This window comes from Natronogracilivirga saccharolytica (genome assembly GCF_017921895.1).
Lineage (GTDB): Bacteria > Bacteroidota > Rhodothermia > Balneolales > Natronogracilivirgulaceae > Natronogracilivirga > Natronogracilivirga saccharolytica.
In genome coordinates this window covers 112,991-128,096 of record NZ_JAFIDN010000003.1, presented here as the reverse complement: position 1 = coordinate 128,096, position 15,106 = coordinate 112,991, and the positions used below count along the sequence as shown (strand labels likewise).

Genomic DNA, 15,106 nt, shown 5'->3' with positions numbered 1-15,106 from the left:
TTCAACCACAACGTATATCAGATAAAACCATGAGTATTTCCGCTGCAGATGTAAAAAAACTCCGGGATCAGACCGGTGCCGGGATGATGGACTGCAAAAAGGCGCTCGCCGATTCCAACGGTGACATGGATGCAGCCATTGAACTTCTCAGAAAGAAGGGACAAAAAGTATCCGAAAAAAGAGCTGACCGCGAAGCCAACCAGGGCGTCATCGTCACAAAAATTTCCGATGACAGAAAAAAAGCCGTTGCGCTTGAATTGAATTGCGAAACCGACTTTGTCGCCAAGAACGAAGAGTTTGTCGAGTACGCAAACGGCTTTGCACAGGTAGCCTTCGATGAAGAACCGGCAGACCTCGACTCGCTCCTCCAGGGCAAGATCAAGGACCTGACCGTTTCCGACATGTTGAAAGACCTGGTCGGAAAAATCGGTGAGAAAATTGACATCAGCCGGTTTGAAATCATGAAAGCTGATGGTGACGGTGAAATTTTTGACTATATCCACCCCGGCAACCAGCTTTGTGTGCTTGTAGCATTTGAAGGCCCTGTTCAAAACAGTGAAGTAGCCAAAGATGTGGCCATGCAGGTTGCGGCCATGAACCCGATTTCTGTCAACCGCGACGAGGTGGATGCCTCTACTCTGGACAAAGAGAAGGAAATTGCCAAACAGCAGCTGCTCAATGAAGGCAAACCCGAAGAAATCGCTGAGAAAGCGGCCATGGGTAAACTCAGGCGCTTCTTTGAAGAAAACGTACTGCTGGAACAAAAGTTTGTCAAGGACGGCACCCAGTCGGTTCAGGAGTATCTGAAACACTCCGGGACTCCGCTTGTCAAATCGTTTGTCCGCATACAGCTGGGAGGAAATTAATCCTCAGTGAATTTCAAGGCTGCCTTTCGGGGCGGCCTTTTTTTTGCCATTTATTTTAACTTCCAGAGAAACAGGAGCAACTGTGCAGAAACTAAACCGCGTTTTACTGAAATTGAGTGGTGAATCATTGCTTGGTGCCCAGGGCCACGGCATTGACGGGGAGGTGCTCAGCCGATATGCTGATGAGATCCGGGAAGCCAAAGAAACAGGGACAGAGATAGCCATCGTCATCGGAGGCGGCAACATATTCCGCGGTGTAAGGGGAGCAACCCAGGGCATGGACCGTGTTCAGGGCGATTACATGGGAATGATGGCCACCATGATCAACAGCCTTGCGCTGCAGGACGCACTGGAACGCAAGGGCGTCCACACCCGGCTGATGTCGGCCATCCGCATGGAGCAGATCGCCGAGCCCTACATCCGCCGCCGGGCCATCCGCCACCTTGAAAAAGGACGGGTTGTGATATTCGGCGCCGGTACGGGAAATCCCTATTTCACAACCGACACAGCCGCATCGCTGCGTGCCATTGAAATCGAGGCTGATGCCATTCTGAAAGGCACCCGTGTCGACGGAATTTATGATTCCGACCCGGAAATAAATCCGGATGCGAAAAAGTTCGAGAGTATCAGCGGCGATGAAGTGCTCAAGCTCAGGCTGTCGGTCATGGACCTGACCGCATTTACCCTGTGCCGTGACAACAAAATACCGTTTCTGGTCTTTGACATGAATGAAAGAAAAAACCTGGCACGAGTTATCAGCGGGGAGCCGGTCGGGTCGCGAGTTCATTGGGACTAAGCGCGTTCCGCCGGCCATATCCGGCTTTTTTTTTTGCCAATTTGTTATATATTTCGCATCTGAACCGAATCACCTCACCACTATTTTCCAGATGTTATGATACCGGAACTACAACCTTTTATCGACCAGGCAAAAGAACAGATGGAGGACGCAAAGTCCTTTTTGAAGAGAGAGTTGAAACACATCAGGGCCGGCAAGGCTTCCCCCCAGCTGCTCGACGGTGTCAAAGTGGATTACTACGGAACGCAAACTCCGCTCAACCAGCTCGCCAATGTTGCCGCACCCGATCCGCGGCTGATTACGGTAGAACCGTTCGACAAGTCCTCCATGAAAAACATTGAAAAAGCGATCATGGCCTCCGGTCTCGGCCTTAACCCCAACAACGACGGCACCCTGATCCGCATCCCGCTGCCGGTGCTTTCGGAAGAGCGGCGACAAGAACTCGCAAAAGTAGCAAAAGAAAAAGCCGAGGAAGCCCGGATCAGCATCCGGAACACCCGCCGTGATATCAAGGACGAAATCAAGAAAGAAGTCAAAGACCAGTCGCTGCCCGAAGATTCCCGTTATGCCGCTGAAGAAGAGCTGCAAAATCTCACCGATTCCCATATATCCGAAGTAGACAAGATGCTCAAGGATAAGGAAGATGAGATAATGACTGTTTAATATCAGACCGGAGCTGATTTTACATGTATCTTGCCGAACTTGAGCTACAAGGATTTAAAAGTTTTGCCAACAAAACTAAAGTCAAGTTCGACAGCGGCATCACAGCAATTGTCGGTCCGAACGGGTGCGGAAAGTCCAATATCGTAGACGCCCTTCGCTGGGTGCTCGGAGAACAGCGCCCCTCCCTCCTGCGCTCGGCAGCGATGACCAATGTCATTTTCAACGGGACCGCATCCAAGAAGGCGCTCGGGATGGCCGAGGTTTCGGTTACGATCATCAACAACCGTGGCGTGCTGCCTACCGAGTTTTCGGACATCACCATGACCCGCCGGCTCTACCGCTCCGGCGAAAGCGAGTACCTGCTCAACAAAAAGCCCTGCAGGCTTCGCGATATCACCGACCTGTTCATGGATACCGGAATGGGATCCAACGCCTATTCGGTGATTGAGCTCAAAATGGTCGAAGAAATTCTCAACGATAAAAACAATGACCGGCGGAGACTTTTTGAAGAGGCCGCGGGAATAACCAAATTCAAGGAGCGGAAAAAGCAGACACTCAAGAAACTGTCTGATACGCGTGCCGACCTTCAGCGCATGGAGGATATCCTGGTTGAAGTCCGCAAAAAAACCCGCTCACTGCAATCCCAGGCCTCCCGGGCCGAGCGTGCACACAAGTACCGCGAAGAGCTTGATTTCCTCGACAAGGCGGTCTCCCGCAAGGAGTACGAGAACGTAAGAAGCGAACTGGATCCGCTCCTTGAACGAATAGCAAGCGCATCTTCCTCAAGGGAAGAACTGGAGCGAAGAATCAAGGGCCTTGAACAAAACGAGAACGAAGCCCATGAGAATCTGATAGAAAAGGAGAAAGCCCAGAACGAAATCAGGAAAAAAGCCGCTCAGATCAACAGCGATGTCCAGGAGATCCGGACCAGCATCCGCATCACCAAAGAAAAGATCACCAATGAAGAAGGGGTGATCTCCCGTTACGAGCAGGACATCTATCAGGCAGAAAACCAGATCAAGGATCTTAGGAAAAACCTGAAGGCCAACCAGGAAGAGCTTACCCATGCCGAAGCGCGTCTTGAAAAGGCTGCGGAAGAGCGGGAAGCCGCCCGGGAAAGTCTTGAAAATGAAAAAAACGCCGTGCAGGAACTCCGGGACAAGCTGGATGAAATCGGGCAGCAGCACAGCCGCGGCAACACGCGTATCAATGAACTTCAGAACCTGCAGATCAGGCTGGAATCACGTATCGAAAATTCCGGCGAGCAGGAACAGCGCCTGAAAAAGGAGATTGCCGAAAGCCGGGAGAAAATCCGGTCCTTTTCCGGGGAGCAGGACAAGCTCGAGGGTCGTTACGAGATCTTGCAGGAGGAGTACGAAGAGGCCGAAAAACAGCTTGAAAAAGCCCGCAATGAACGGGAAAAACTGCTCGCCGATATCAACAGGCAGAAAGATGAAATCCGCAATCTCCAGAGCAGGCGCGATGCCTATGAATCAGAATATCAGCTCCTGAAAAATCTTTCGGAATCGTCGGACGCGCACCCTGCCGGAGTCCGGCATCTCAAGGAGCATCGTGGTAAATTCGGCACGCTGGAAATTCTGAGTGACATTTTTTCCAGTGACGAATCGCTTTCGGCAGCGGTTGAAGCGGTTCTCGGCGAGGCGGCCAATTATGTGGTGACAGCTGACGAAGATGAAGCGGAGCGGGCATTCGAACTGATACGGAAACAGGACAAGGGCCGGGTGACGATTGTTCCGTTGAATCGTCTGAACGGCGATCATCCGGTGACCGATGATGCCCTTTACCACAGTGTGTCATGCGATTCGCGGTTTGAGGCGCTGCGGCGTCTGTTTTTCGGCGAAGTAGTGACGGCGGACGGTCTGGCGGCTGCCGCGGAGGTGTCCGGCAGCAGGGGGATCACGGCTGTGACCGGTTCGGGTGATGTGGTGACCTCTGACGGATTCATGTACAGCGGAAGCAGCAACAAAAACGCGGGAGTCCGGATTGGCCTGGCTGAGAAAGTGGATAAAAGGCGGGCTCAGGCTGAGCAGACGGGCAGGGAAGTTGAGAAGGCTGAGATGCGGCTGGAAGAGATGGAGGATGCTTACAGCAAGTTCGATCTTAACCATTATCAACAGAAAGTGAAGGAGGCCTCGGGCAACCTGCAGAAGCACGAGTCGCGCTCGGAGTCATTCCGGACGCAGACCGGGTTTTACGAGAATAATATCAAGGAGCTGGAACAGCGGCTGGATGAACTGCAGCAAACCGTGGTGAAGGCCCGGGAAGAGCAGAAGGAGACCGAGCCGGAACTGGAGGCGCTGAACCGGCAGATGGAGACGGTGGTTCGCGATGAGGTTGCCCTGAAGGCAAAGCTCAAGGAAAAGGAGGATATCCTCCAGCGTGCGCAGAGCCGGTTCAATGATGTCGGACTCCGGCATCAGACAGCCGAAAACGAAGTCAATACTCTGAAGCGGGATATCGGCCGGTTTGAATCTGACGTGAAGGCCATCAAGGACCGGCTTACGAATCAGGCTGATCAGGCAAAAGCAAGCAAGGACCGCATCATTGGTCTGCGCGAGCAGGTGGATGAGTATGAAGACCAGCTTCGTGAAATGCTCATTAAAAAAGAAGAAGTTGAAAAAGAGCTTCAGGGAGCCGAAGAGGCCTGTTCCCGTCAGCGCGGGAAAATCAACCTCCTCGAAGAGGACCTCAAGGACACCCGGCGGAAAAAAGATTCGAACCAGGACCTGCTCCACTCCCTCGAACTTGCCAAATCCAGGCTTGAGATGGAGCAGAAGAACATCAACGATCACATCTGGGAAACCTACAGCATGACCATCGACCAGATTGATCAGGAACTGCCGGAAGACACCGACCTGTCCACAGCCAGGGAGACCATTTTTACTCTCAAACAGCGCCTCAAAAACATCGGCGAGGTCAACCCGCTGGCCATCACGGAATATGAAGAGGAGAAAGAACGGCTGGAGCATTTCGAAAAGCAGATCGGCGATCTGGAAAATGCCGAAGAACAGCTGATTGAAACCATCCAGGAAATCAACAGAAACGCCCAGGAGCGTTTCAACAAGACCTTCAGGGAGATACGTGAAAACTTCCGGACGGTATTCAACACGCTCTTTGAAGAAAACGACCACTGTGATCTGGTCATTGATGAGCAGGCTGAAGATCCGCTTGAAGCCAAAATTGAAATTGTCGCAAATCCCCGCGGAAAGCGGCCGAGTGTCATCGAACAGCTGTCCGGCGGTGAAAAAACACTCACGGCCATTGCCCTGCTGTTTGCCATCTATCTGGTCAAGCCGTCCCCCTTCTGTGTCATGGATGAGGTTGACGCCCCGCTTGACGACCCGAACATCCTGCGCTTCTCCAAACTGCTGAAAAAATTCAGCGACGACACGCAGTTCATCGTCATTACGCACAACAAGATGACCATGGAAAAATCCGAGATGATGTACGGCGTGACCATGCCGGAAGTCGGCGTCAGCAAGCTTGTCGGTGTGCGGCTCGATGACGTTGCGGCGTAGCGACACGGAATGCGCCGGCACCAGCCGGAAATATACCCGGACTTTTTCCGGATGCACATCAGATGCATCCCCCCTTTGCAATTAATTACCAACCCCCTAACAAAGCAGCCACATCGTGAGCGATAACAAAATCATTTTTTCGATGATGGGCGTAGGCAAAACCTACGGCCCGAATCAGCGCGTACTCAAAGACATCTACCTCTCCTTTTTCTATGGAGCAAAAATCGGCATCATCGGTGCCAACGGATCAGGGAAAAGCACCCTGCTGCGCATCATTGCCGGACTCGACGAGAACTACGAAGGTGAAGTCACCTCCAAGTCGGGGGTTACATTCGGACACCTGCCTCAGGAACCGGAACTTGATCCGTCCAAAACCGTGAAAGACATTGTCGAGGAAGGCGTTCAGGAGCTTGTGGACCTGGTGAAAGAATACGAGCAGATCAGCGAAAAATTCAGCGACCCCGATGCCGATTTCGATGCCCTGATCGCCCGGCAGTCCACCCTTCAGGAACAAATCGACCAGAAAAACGCCTGGGACCTTGACAGCAAGCTTCAAATGGCCATGCAGGCCCTCCGCTGTCCGCCTGAAGATACGCAGGTTGAGGTGCTTTCCGGCGGTGAGCGTCGTCGTGTTGCCCTGTGCCGGCTGCTGCTGAAAGAGCCGGACGTCCTGCTCCTCGACGAACCTACCAACCATCTCGATGCCGACTCGGTAAACTGGCTTGAGCAGCATCTGGAGCGTTACGAAGGCACCGTCATCGCCATCACGCACGACCGGTACTTCCTGGACAATGTGGCCGGATGGATCCTCGAACTTGATCACGGAGAGGGAATTCCGTTCGAGGGCAACTACACCAGCTGGCTTGAGCAGAAACGAAAGCGTCTTGAGCTTGAAGACCGTCAGAACAAGCGCCTCGGCAAAACGATCGACCGGGAGATGGAGTGGATCCGGACCAATCCCAAAGGCCGGCAGTCCAAAAGCAAGGCGCGGATCACCGCCTATGAGGACCTGCTTTCAAGCCGCGAGCAGGAAAAAAAACGCGAAGAGCTGGAAATTTACATTCCGCCCGGACCCAGGCTTGGCGACAAGGTCATCCGGGCGCATGATGTATCCAAGGCATTCGGTGACCGGCTGCTCTTTGAGGAACTGGAGTTCGACCTTCCTGCCGGGGGTATCGTGGGTGTTATCGGTCCGAACGGAGCCGGAAAAACCACTCTTTTCCGCATGATCAACGGCCAGGAAAACCCGGACAACGGCTCCTTCGAAGTGGGAGAAACAGTTAAAATCGGCTATGCCGACCAAAGCCGGCCGCTCGATCCCGGAAAATCGATTTGGGAGGAAATATCAGACGGCAAGGATACTGTTCAGCTTGGCTCCAAGGAGATGAACTCACGGGCATATGTTGCCCGTTTCAACTTCAGCGGCGGAGATCAGCAGAAAAAGACCAATGAGCTCTCGGGCGGTGAGCGCAACCGTGTGCATCTCGCCAAAACGCTTAAGGAAGGGGCCAATTTGCTGCTGCTTGACGAGCCGACAAATGACCTGGACGTTCAGACACTGCGGGCCCTGGAGGATGCGTTACTGAACTTTGCAGGCTGTGTTGTCGTTATTTCTCACGACCGGTGGTTTCTCGACAGAATCGCCACGCACATTCTTGCCTTTGAAGGCGACAGCAAGGTGCGGTGGTTTGAAGGCAACTTCCGGCAGTATCAGGATTACCGGCGGGATGTGCTGGGTATCGACGATCAGCCGAAACGCATTCAGTACAAGAAGCTTAAGCGGGACTGAAGCCGACAGCCTGCTGATGGTATCCGCCGGCAGGCATCCGCTGATAAATATGCGTCACCTGGCAAACGGCACATTCCGTTCCCATATATCACTGCAGTAAAAAAGCGCATCGTTACCTCATATGCCAAAAGAGTTTTTCATCCCGGATCTCTACCAGTCCGAAATCACGAAAACGGTAAAACAATCCAGGCAGATACTGGATCCCCGGAAAAAAGACCGCGTCCCCAGTGTCCTGGATCTTGGTCCCGTGCGCTTCCTCATCCCGCGTCATTTCGGATTTTGCTACGGTGTTGAAAATGCCATCGACATCGCCTACCGCACCATAGAAGAGCATCCGGACAAAACCATCTACCTTTTGAGCGAGATGATCCACAATCCGACGGTCAATAAAGACCTGCAGTCGCGCGGCGTGGAGTTCCTTTTTGAAACCGACGGCACCGAACGCATCCCCATATCCTCGCTATCTCCGGACGATATTGTCATCGTACCGGCATTCGGAACCACGCTTGAAATTCAGAAGCAGCTCGAAGAGCAGGGGGTCAATCCGTATCAGTACGACACCACCTGTCCGTTTGTCATCAAAGTGTGGAAGCGCGGAAAACAGCTTGGCAAACGGGGACATTCCCTGGTTATTCACGGCAAGCACAAGCACGAGGAGACGCGCGCCACCTTTTCGCACAGCTCTGAAGAAGCGCCAAGTGTGGTTGTGCTCAATCCCGAAGAGGCCCGCATCCTTGCTGACATCCTGCTGGAAAAACGCCCCAAAGAGGATTTCCACACCTATTTCGGCATGAAGTGCACCGAAGGATTTGACCCGCTGGCCGATATGAAACAGTTTGGCGTGATCAACCAGACCACCATGCTTGCCACCGAGACGCAGGAAATAATGGATATTCTGAAAAGCGCGGTTATCGAAAAATACGGCGAAGCGGAAGCCGAGATGCATTTTGCCGACACGTCGGATACCCTGTGCTATGCGACGCATGAAAATCAGGCAGCAACATATGCTCTGATGGAAGAGCGCGCCGACATGGCCCTGGTCGTGGGCGGATACAATTCATCCAACACCATGCACCTGGTTGAGCTGCTGGAAGAGCGTTTCCCCACGTATCATATCCGGGATGCGTCTGAAATCAAAAACCAGCATGAAATCCATCATTTTAACCAGTGGAAAAAGGAGGTTGAAAAGACCCGGGGATGGATGCCGAAGGCGGCCGAACCGGTTACCATTGCACTGACATCCGGCGCATCCTGTCCGGACACCCTTGTGGACGAGGTGCTGCTCAAGGTGGCTTCCTATTTTGAAGGCTGCCGGCCGGTCGAAGTGGCTCTTGAGCCCTTCACCGCTACGGAATGACCCGGAACCAGGACACGCGTCTGGGCTGATAGGACCGGAGCCTCAGGTCAAACTCATCGGTCACCGGTCTTACTTCCGGCCGGACCACCCCGGTCGTATCACGCAGGATTTCTTCGTACGGGACCACGGCTTCATAAGGCACCATATCCTGCACGTCACTGAAGAACTCTATCGGAACGTCATACCTTACCGTAATTACGGACGGGTTGAATCTGATTTCGACATCTTCGGGAACATCAACGGTCCGCACATAAATCCGAATATCACCCTCTGTGAACTCGGCCACTTCTGCAAAGATATGCACTGCCGAGGTATCCTGCAGGGAGATCTGATCCGACTCCATCAGCGGTATGCTGCGGTCAATATTGCTCTGTACGTTATGGAGCCGCAGGAATTCGGTCGGCCAGCTTTGAAGGGTGTCAATTACGGATGAAGGACCGGAAACTGTGACACTGTCGGGACTCACCTCCAGCTCTCCGACCTGCTCGAAACGGGCTTTGAAGCGGATATCCAGATTCGGCGATACCGGGACCCGTTTCCGGGCTCGCTGTTCCAATGCCAACGAAATCAGCGATGGCTCCACCTTCTGCACCGATATTCCGGAGTACCCGGCAAGGTAATCCTCAACAAAATCACTCAGGTTCAAAACTCCTTCTTCATAGGGAATTTTGATTTCGGGGGGGCTGCGATATATCGATATCAGGTTCCAGCCCTCACCGGTGACGGCAACCTGAACCGATTCCGGCGGTGGTTCGGCAAACATTAATTCATCGTTCTGACCGGTGACGGAAACCGGCAGTTCCACCGTCACGCTATATTCCTTGCCGAGATTGATCAGCATCCACAGTGACAATGCGATAAAAAAACCAATCAGAAAAATAACCAGAATTTCACCCTTGTGAAGATACACAGTCTCCTTTTCGGTTGGTGTGAACAACCTTGAAAACCAGCTTCGCAATTTATTTTGCTTTCCCATTCCCTGTTTATGTAATAAGAATCGACTGTAGGGTAATTTATCAATAATAGCGATTGTAACAGGTAAAATCTTGTCCGGCAGCCATTTTATTTCGTTTTTTTGACGGATTTTCCATGGTTCCGGGTTACACACGTTCCTGCATCTGACAATCGGTCAGGCTAATCAGGACTTAATCATGATGTCCCGGATGACCTCTTCGTTTACGGCCTCATTGAGCTGTCTTGCGATCTGATGACGCTGCATATGAATTTCGTGACGCCAGGACGGATCGGGAACACGCAGCACCAGCCGGCTGCCCCTGAAGGCAATATCGGTTACCTGCTCTCTGACAGCCGCACCGACTTTTTCAGGCCACAGCGCCAGAATCATTCCCCTTTTCATGGCAATCCGGTTCGGATATTCTTCGATGTAGTCTTCCACCAGGTCCTTTAACTGCCTTGGCTGTTTGCGATATATTCCCATTTGCCTATTCCGTTGATGAAACGTTACCGTCTTTGACGTCATACCAGGCGATCCGTGCATGTTCCTGATCCCGGAATCCGGAAATTTTGTCCGGATGCGCAGCGGTAATGAACGACTGTCCGTTGTGCTGCAGCAGCATGTTCATCACCGTATCTGTTCTGGACGGATCCAGGTCGCCGAACACATCGTCAAGTAAAAAAACGGGCAGATCCTCCAGCTCGTCTCTGTAAAAATACAGCTGGGCCATTTTCAGCGCCAGTGCAAATATACGGTGCTGTCCCTGGGAACCGAACTTCCTGAGTTCCATGTCATCCAGAAAAAAAACGAGGTCGTCCCGGTGCGGACCGATGACGGTCTGACGCCGGTCCAGCTCGCGCTCATATGCTTCGTCAAGCTCACTGCGGTAGGCATCGGCAATTTCCTCATTGTTCAGCGAAAGAAAGCTCTGCTGATCACTGCAGAACGTTTTGTAGGATATGGCCGGCTCCAGGCCGGATCCCGCCAGCTGTTCATGCGCAAATTTCAGGTATTTGCAGAATTTGGATACCATTTTGTTGCGCCCGGAAATGATGCGCGCGCCGGTCTCCACAAGCTGCCGGTTCCAGGGCTCGAGCAGCACGTTCAGGTACCCGCGATCCATGCTGTGCTCGAACAGCAACCGGTTTCGCTGTCTGACAATCCTGCGGTAACGGATCAGATCATCAAGGTAGGCCGGAGAGGTCTGCGAAATGAGGGCATCAAGGAAAGAACGCCGCTCCGCCGGTCCCTCCCCGGTCAGTTTACGGTCATTCTGTGATACCAGCACCACCGGCACGCGGCCGATCAGGTCTGCATGGCGTTCCAGCGGGCTGTCATTGACAAACAGCTTTTTCCCTTCACCGCGGCTGTAAGCACATGCAATTTCAAACTGCGAGCGGATATTCCCCCTGAACAGGCCTTTGATCAGAAACGAAGCCGCACCCTGCCGCACGACATACTGGTCCGAGCTGCTTGTAAAACTCCGGCCCATGCACAGATAGTGCAGTGCATCAATAAGATTGGTCTTTCCGGCTCCGTTCGGCCCGGTGATGATATTTACATGATCCCCCCACTCAACAACCGTCTGATGATGGTTACGGAAGTTCGTAAGTGAAAGGGTAATTGATATCATGCATCGGACTGGTCGGAATCCGTATTGCCATCATCGCCGGAATCATCAAAATCATAGTCGTATTGCTGCCCGTCTTCCTGCTCATCCTTGGGGCGGGCTTCATTCACAATGATGGTTCGGTCATGAAACACGGTGTTGTTCAGCTTTTCAATAGCCTGATGTGCCTCTTTCTCTTCCGCCATTTCGACAAAACCAAAGCCCCGGGAACGTCTCGTTTTTTTGTCCCGGACAATAAAGGCGTTGTTGACCTCACCGAAATTCTCGAACAGATCCTGTAACTCCTTGCGTTTGGTTTTCCAGGCCAGATTACCTACATAGATATTCATATCACTTTCTTGCTGATGCCTTTTCGTGAAGCGCTGCATTTTTCATCTTCTGCATCCGGATGCAATCTGCAGGAAAATGCAACTATGTAATCGGATACTGGATGGGAATATAAAAAAAAGCAGACTGCTATTCGAACCACAGTCTGCTTTTACATACTTCCCTGCCGTTCACATTTCACATTTGCGATGTGAACAGGCAGCCATTTGCGATCAGATGTTTATACGTTGAACGCGTCACGGCCGAGATAAACGGCACTGTCACCGAGCTGCTCTTCGATGCGGATCAGCTGGTTGTATTTTGCGAGACGATCGGTACGGCTCATGGAACCGGTCTTGATCTGTCCGGCATTGATGGCAACAGCCAGGTCAGCGATCGTGGTGTCTTCGGTCTCACCGGAACGGTGGGAAATAACCGAAGTATAGGCATTTTTGTGTGCCAGCTCGATGGTATCGAGTGTTTCGGTCAGTGTTCCGATCTGGTTGACCTTGATCAGGATGGAGTTTGCAACGCCCTGCTCAATCCCCTGGGCCAGACGCTCGGAATTGGTCACGAACAGGTCATCGCCGACCAGCTGGACTTTGTCACCGACGGCATCGGTAAGCTTTTTCCATGCATCCCAGTCGTTTTCGTCCATGGCATCCTCAATGGAGATGATCGGGTACTTGTCAACCCAGCTGCTCCAGTATTCGACCATGTCATCAGGTGACTTCTTCGAGCCGTCGCTCCATTTGAATTCATAAAGGCCGGTCTCGGCATTGTAGAACTCCGCAGAAGCAGGATCAAGGGCAAGAAGAATATCTTCACCGGCTTTGTACCCGGCTTTTTCGATGGCCTTGAGGATAACCTCGACAGCCTCTTCGTTGCTCTTCAGGTTGGGTGCGAAACCGCCTTCATCGCCAACCGTAGTGGCATAGCCCATTCCGCTGAGTACCTTTTTCAGGTTATGGAACACTTCGCCGCCCATTCTAAGAGCATGGGAGAAGGTTTCCGCACCGCTGGGCATGATCATGAACTCCTGCAGATCGACATTGTTGTCGGCGTGGGATCCGCCGTTGATGATGTTCATCATCGGTACCGGCAGCACCTTGGCGTTAACGCCGCCAACATAGCGCCAGAACGGAATGTTCAGTTCATTTGAAGCGGCATCGGCCACAGCCAGGGAAACTCCCAGCATGGCGTTGGCACCAAGTTTGGACTTGTTGTCGGTTCCGTCCAGTTCAATCAGAAAGTTGTCGATGTCGACCTGATTGAATACGTTGAAGCCGACCAGCTCCTCGGCAATGGTTTCATTTACATTCTCTACAGCCTTCAGAACGCCTTTGCCCATATAGGCATCGCCGCCGTCACGAAGCTCAACAGCCTCATGCTCGCCGGTTGATGCGCCTGAGGGTACAGCGGCACGACCCATCGTGCCGTCTTCGAGGATGACATCCACTTCAACGGTGGGGTTTCCTCTTGAGTCAAAAATCTGACGTGCTACAATATCTTCGATAATAGCCATGATTAGATAATTATTTGTTCGTAATTTCAGTTTGTCTGCACGGCCGTTAAGGTACCCTTTTTTTGTGAATTTTGGAAGATGATTCGTATATGAACAACGCTTATTTATTTGACATTGACGGGACTCTGCTAAAGATTAAGAACAAGGCCAACCGAAAGATCATCCAGAGCATACTGAACCGGCTGGGCATTGCTGAAAATAATGTTGAGGAGCTTGATTTTGCCGGCAAAACCGACCGTTCAATTTTTTCAACGCTGCTTGACGATCCGCAGGAGTCATTGTTCAACGAAGTGAAGGAATTGTACATCGGGGAACTCGACACCCGTCTTGCTGCCGGGGATATCCACGTCTATGAAGGTGTGGAAGATAGCCTTGCCTACCTTGCCGGCCGGTCTGCGGCGACGGGGCTGCTGACTGGCAATTTTGAACGGGCAGCACGCATCAAGCTGGAGCGGATCGGTTTGAATTCGCATTTCTCTTTCGGTGCGTTCGGGGATCGTCACCACAACCGTAATGACTTGCCGCCGGAGGCTCACAAGCAGCTTCAGGATCAGTCCGGCAGTGACTACCAGCCGGAACAGCTGGTGATCATCGGCGATACACCGAGGGACATCCGCTGCGCCCGGGCTTTCGGGTCGGTGGCCGTAGCCGTAGCCACAGGAACTTTCAGCCGGGATGAGCTGGCCCGGCACAAGCCCGACGTACTTTTGACGTCACTGGAAGAATTTCCGGACTGGGACCGGGCATTTACCGCCGGCAACGGACGCGGCTAGCAAAAGCCTGCCACTACCACATCGTACCGAATACAATAGTGATGTGTGGTGTTCCGAAAAAGGATTGCTCATCGGCAGCCCGCTCAACCACTCCGGGACCCTGCTCTTCAGGAGGAAGGTCAAAATCGAAGTTTCCGATATTATCGCCGGGTCGGAAAGGTTCCATGACCTGGATTCCCTGGGGGAAATAGTGGAAAAAGTAGCCGATCCGGATGGACTGAATGTTACCGAAATCACCTCCCAGGTTCGCACCTATGGCAAGCTGACCGGAAGCACCAAGTATAAACTCTCCTTCACTCCATCCCTGAAACGGATCATAATGCTGCTGGTTCAATCCCCGGAACTGCGGCCGGAACCCCATATTATAGAAATCATGATCATAGTAGGGATAGACAAATGCGGCCGTCGGCCCGCCGGATGCCTGCACAAAAAGGCGGAAGTTGTCTGACAGTGGCTGGGCGAACAATCTCCTGCTGACTCCGAGCATGGCCGGAAATGCCAGAATGCGGTTGTATTTATTGGGAATGACATTGAAACCGAAGAAATCCTGGAACGTCTGCTCGCTTTCGTCCCGGACATTGTTAATCTGAAATTCGAAAAACCCTTTGGTATAACGGGATATGACTCTTCGGTACTCACCTCCGATACCGAATCCGAAATTATTGACCTGAATGCGCAGACCAGCTCCGTTGCGCATATCAAAATCGAGATGTGACATCGGCCGGTCGATATCGGCCACTTCGGGTTCGTGATCTTCAAACTCTCTGTCCTGGCCTGAAGCCGGTCCGGTCAGACAAATAGTAAACAACAGTATGGCTGGGAGCGCTATTCGATGCATGTCAGTTGCGTTGAATCAATTGATTGGGATGAATGAAAATGTAAACCGGACACCAGCAATAAAGATAAC

The 15,106-nt window shown here is 52.3% G+C and carries 13 protein-coding genes; 7 read left to right on the top strand and 6 right to left on the bottom strand.

All coding sequences use genetic code 11. From position 1 onward, the window contains the following. Window positions 1-29: 29 nt before the first annotated feature. The 6 genes from tsf to NATSA_RS04945 all read left to right on the top strand — a co-directional run bounded on the left by tsf (window position 30) and on the right by NATSA_RS04945 (window position 9,010). Window positions 30-866 carry a translation elongation factor Ts gene (tsf, locus tag NATSA_RS04970; protein ID WP_210510909.1) on the top strand — a complete coding sequence of 279 codons (837 nt, stop codon included), beginning with the start codon at window positions 30-32 and terminating at the stop codon, window positions 864-866. Between the two features lie 82 nt (window positions 867-948). Beyond that, entirely contained in the window at window positions 949-1,662 is a 714-nt protein-coding gene (gene pyrH, locus NATSA_RS04965) for a UMP kinase (protein WP_210510908.1), read from the top strand. A 99-nt stretch (window positions 1,663-1,761) separates the two neighbouring features. Further along, a complete protein-coding gene (frr, locus tag NATSA_RS04960) occupies window positions 1,762-2,325 on the top strand; it encodes a ribosome recycling factor (protein WP_419539843.1) in 564 nt (187 codons plus the stop codon). A 23-nt stretch (window positions 2,326-2,348) separates the two neighbouring features. Continuing rightward, window positions 2,349-5,864 (top strand): chromosome segregation protein SMC, encoded by a 3,516-nt coding sequence (smc, locus tag NATSA_RS04955; RefSeq protein ID WP_210510906.1) that lies wholly within the window; start codon window positions 2,349-2,351, stop codon window positions 5,862-5,864. 115 nt (window positions 5,865-5,979) lie between these two features. Further along, the gene (ettA, locus tag NATSA_RS04950; protein ID WP_336244685.1) at window positions 5,980-7,653 is read left to right on the top strand and encodes an energy-dependent translational throttle protein EttA; all 1,674 of its coding nucleotides are present in this window, start codon (window positions 5,980-5,982) and stop codon (window positions 7,651-7,653) included. 121 nt (window positions 7,654-7,774) lie between these two features. After that, window positions 7,775-9,010, top strand: a complete 1,236-nt coding sequence (locus tag NATSA_RS04945) for a 4-hydroxy-3-methylbut-2-enyl diphosphate reductase (RefSeq protein ID WP_210510905.1) — start codon at window positions 7,775-7,777, stop codon at window positions 9,008-9,010. Here the strand turns inward: NATSA_RS04945 and NATSA_RS04940 are convergent. From NATSA_RS04940 to eno, 5 genes are all read right to left on the bottom strand, one after another. Next, window positions 9,000-9,986 (bottom strand): CdaR family protein, encoded by a 987-nt coding sequence (locus tag NATSA_RS04940; protein ID WP_210510904.1) that lies wholly within the window; start codon window positions 9,984-9,986, stop codon window positions 9,000-9,002. The two genes, NATSA_RS04945 and NATSA_RS04940, sit on opposite strands and share 11 nt — an antisense overlap. A 162-nt stretch (window positions 9,987-10,148) precedes the next feature. Beyond that, window positions 10,149-10,448 carry a DciA family protein gene (locus NATSA_RS04935; protein WP_210510903.1) on the bottom strand — a complete coding sequence of 100 codons (300 nt, stop codon included), beginning with the start codon at window positions 10,446-10,448 and terminating at the stop codon, window positions 10,149-10,151. A 4-nt stretch (window positions 10,449-10,452) separates the two neighbouring features. Further along, complete coding sequence (recF, locus tag NATSA_RS04930; protein WP_210510902.1) at window positions 10,453-11,598, bottom strand: DNA replication/repair protein RecF; 1,146 nt, start codon at window positions 11,596-11,598, stop codon at window positions 10,453-10,455. Continuing rightward, the gene (locus tag NATSA_RS04925) at window positions 11,595-11,924 is read right to left on the bottom strand and encodes an RNA recognition motif domain-containing protein (RefSeq protein ID WP_210510901.1); all 330 of its coding nucleotides are present in this window, start codon (window positions 11,922-11,924) and stop codon (window positions 11,595-11,597) included. Before NATSA_RS04925 ends, recF begins: the two co-directional genes overlap by 4 nt. A 218-nt stretch (window positions 11,925-12,142) precedes the next feature. After that, window positions 12,143-13,426 carry a phosphopyruvate hydratase gene (eno, locus tag NATSA_RS04920; protein ID WP_210510900.1) on the bottom strand — a complete coding sequence of 428 codons (1,284 nt, stop codon included), beginning with the start codon at window positions 13,424-13,426 and terminating at the stop codon, window positions 12,143-12,145. Window positions 13,427-13,515: 89 nt separating this feature from the next. Here eno and NATSA_RS04915 point away from each other — a divergent pair, with 89 nt between their 5' ends. Further along, window positions 13,516-14,199 carry an HAD family hydrolase gene (locus NATSA_RS04915; RefSeq protein ID WP_210510899.1) on the top strand — a complete coding sequence of 228 codons (684 nt, stop codon included), beginning with the start codon at window positions 13,516-13,518 and terminating at the stop codon, window positions 14,197-14,199. A gap of 13 nt (window positions 14,200-14,212) precedes the next feature. Here NATSA_RS04915 and NATSA_RS04910 read toward each other — a convergent pair whose 3' ends face one another. Beyond that, window positions 14,213-15,037, bottom strand: a complete 825-nt coding sequence (locus NATSA_RS04910) for a hypothetical protein (RefSeq protein WP_210510898.1) — start codon at window positions 15,035-15,037, stop codon at window positions 14,213-14,215. Window positions 15,038-15,106: the final 69 nt, after the last annotated feature.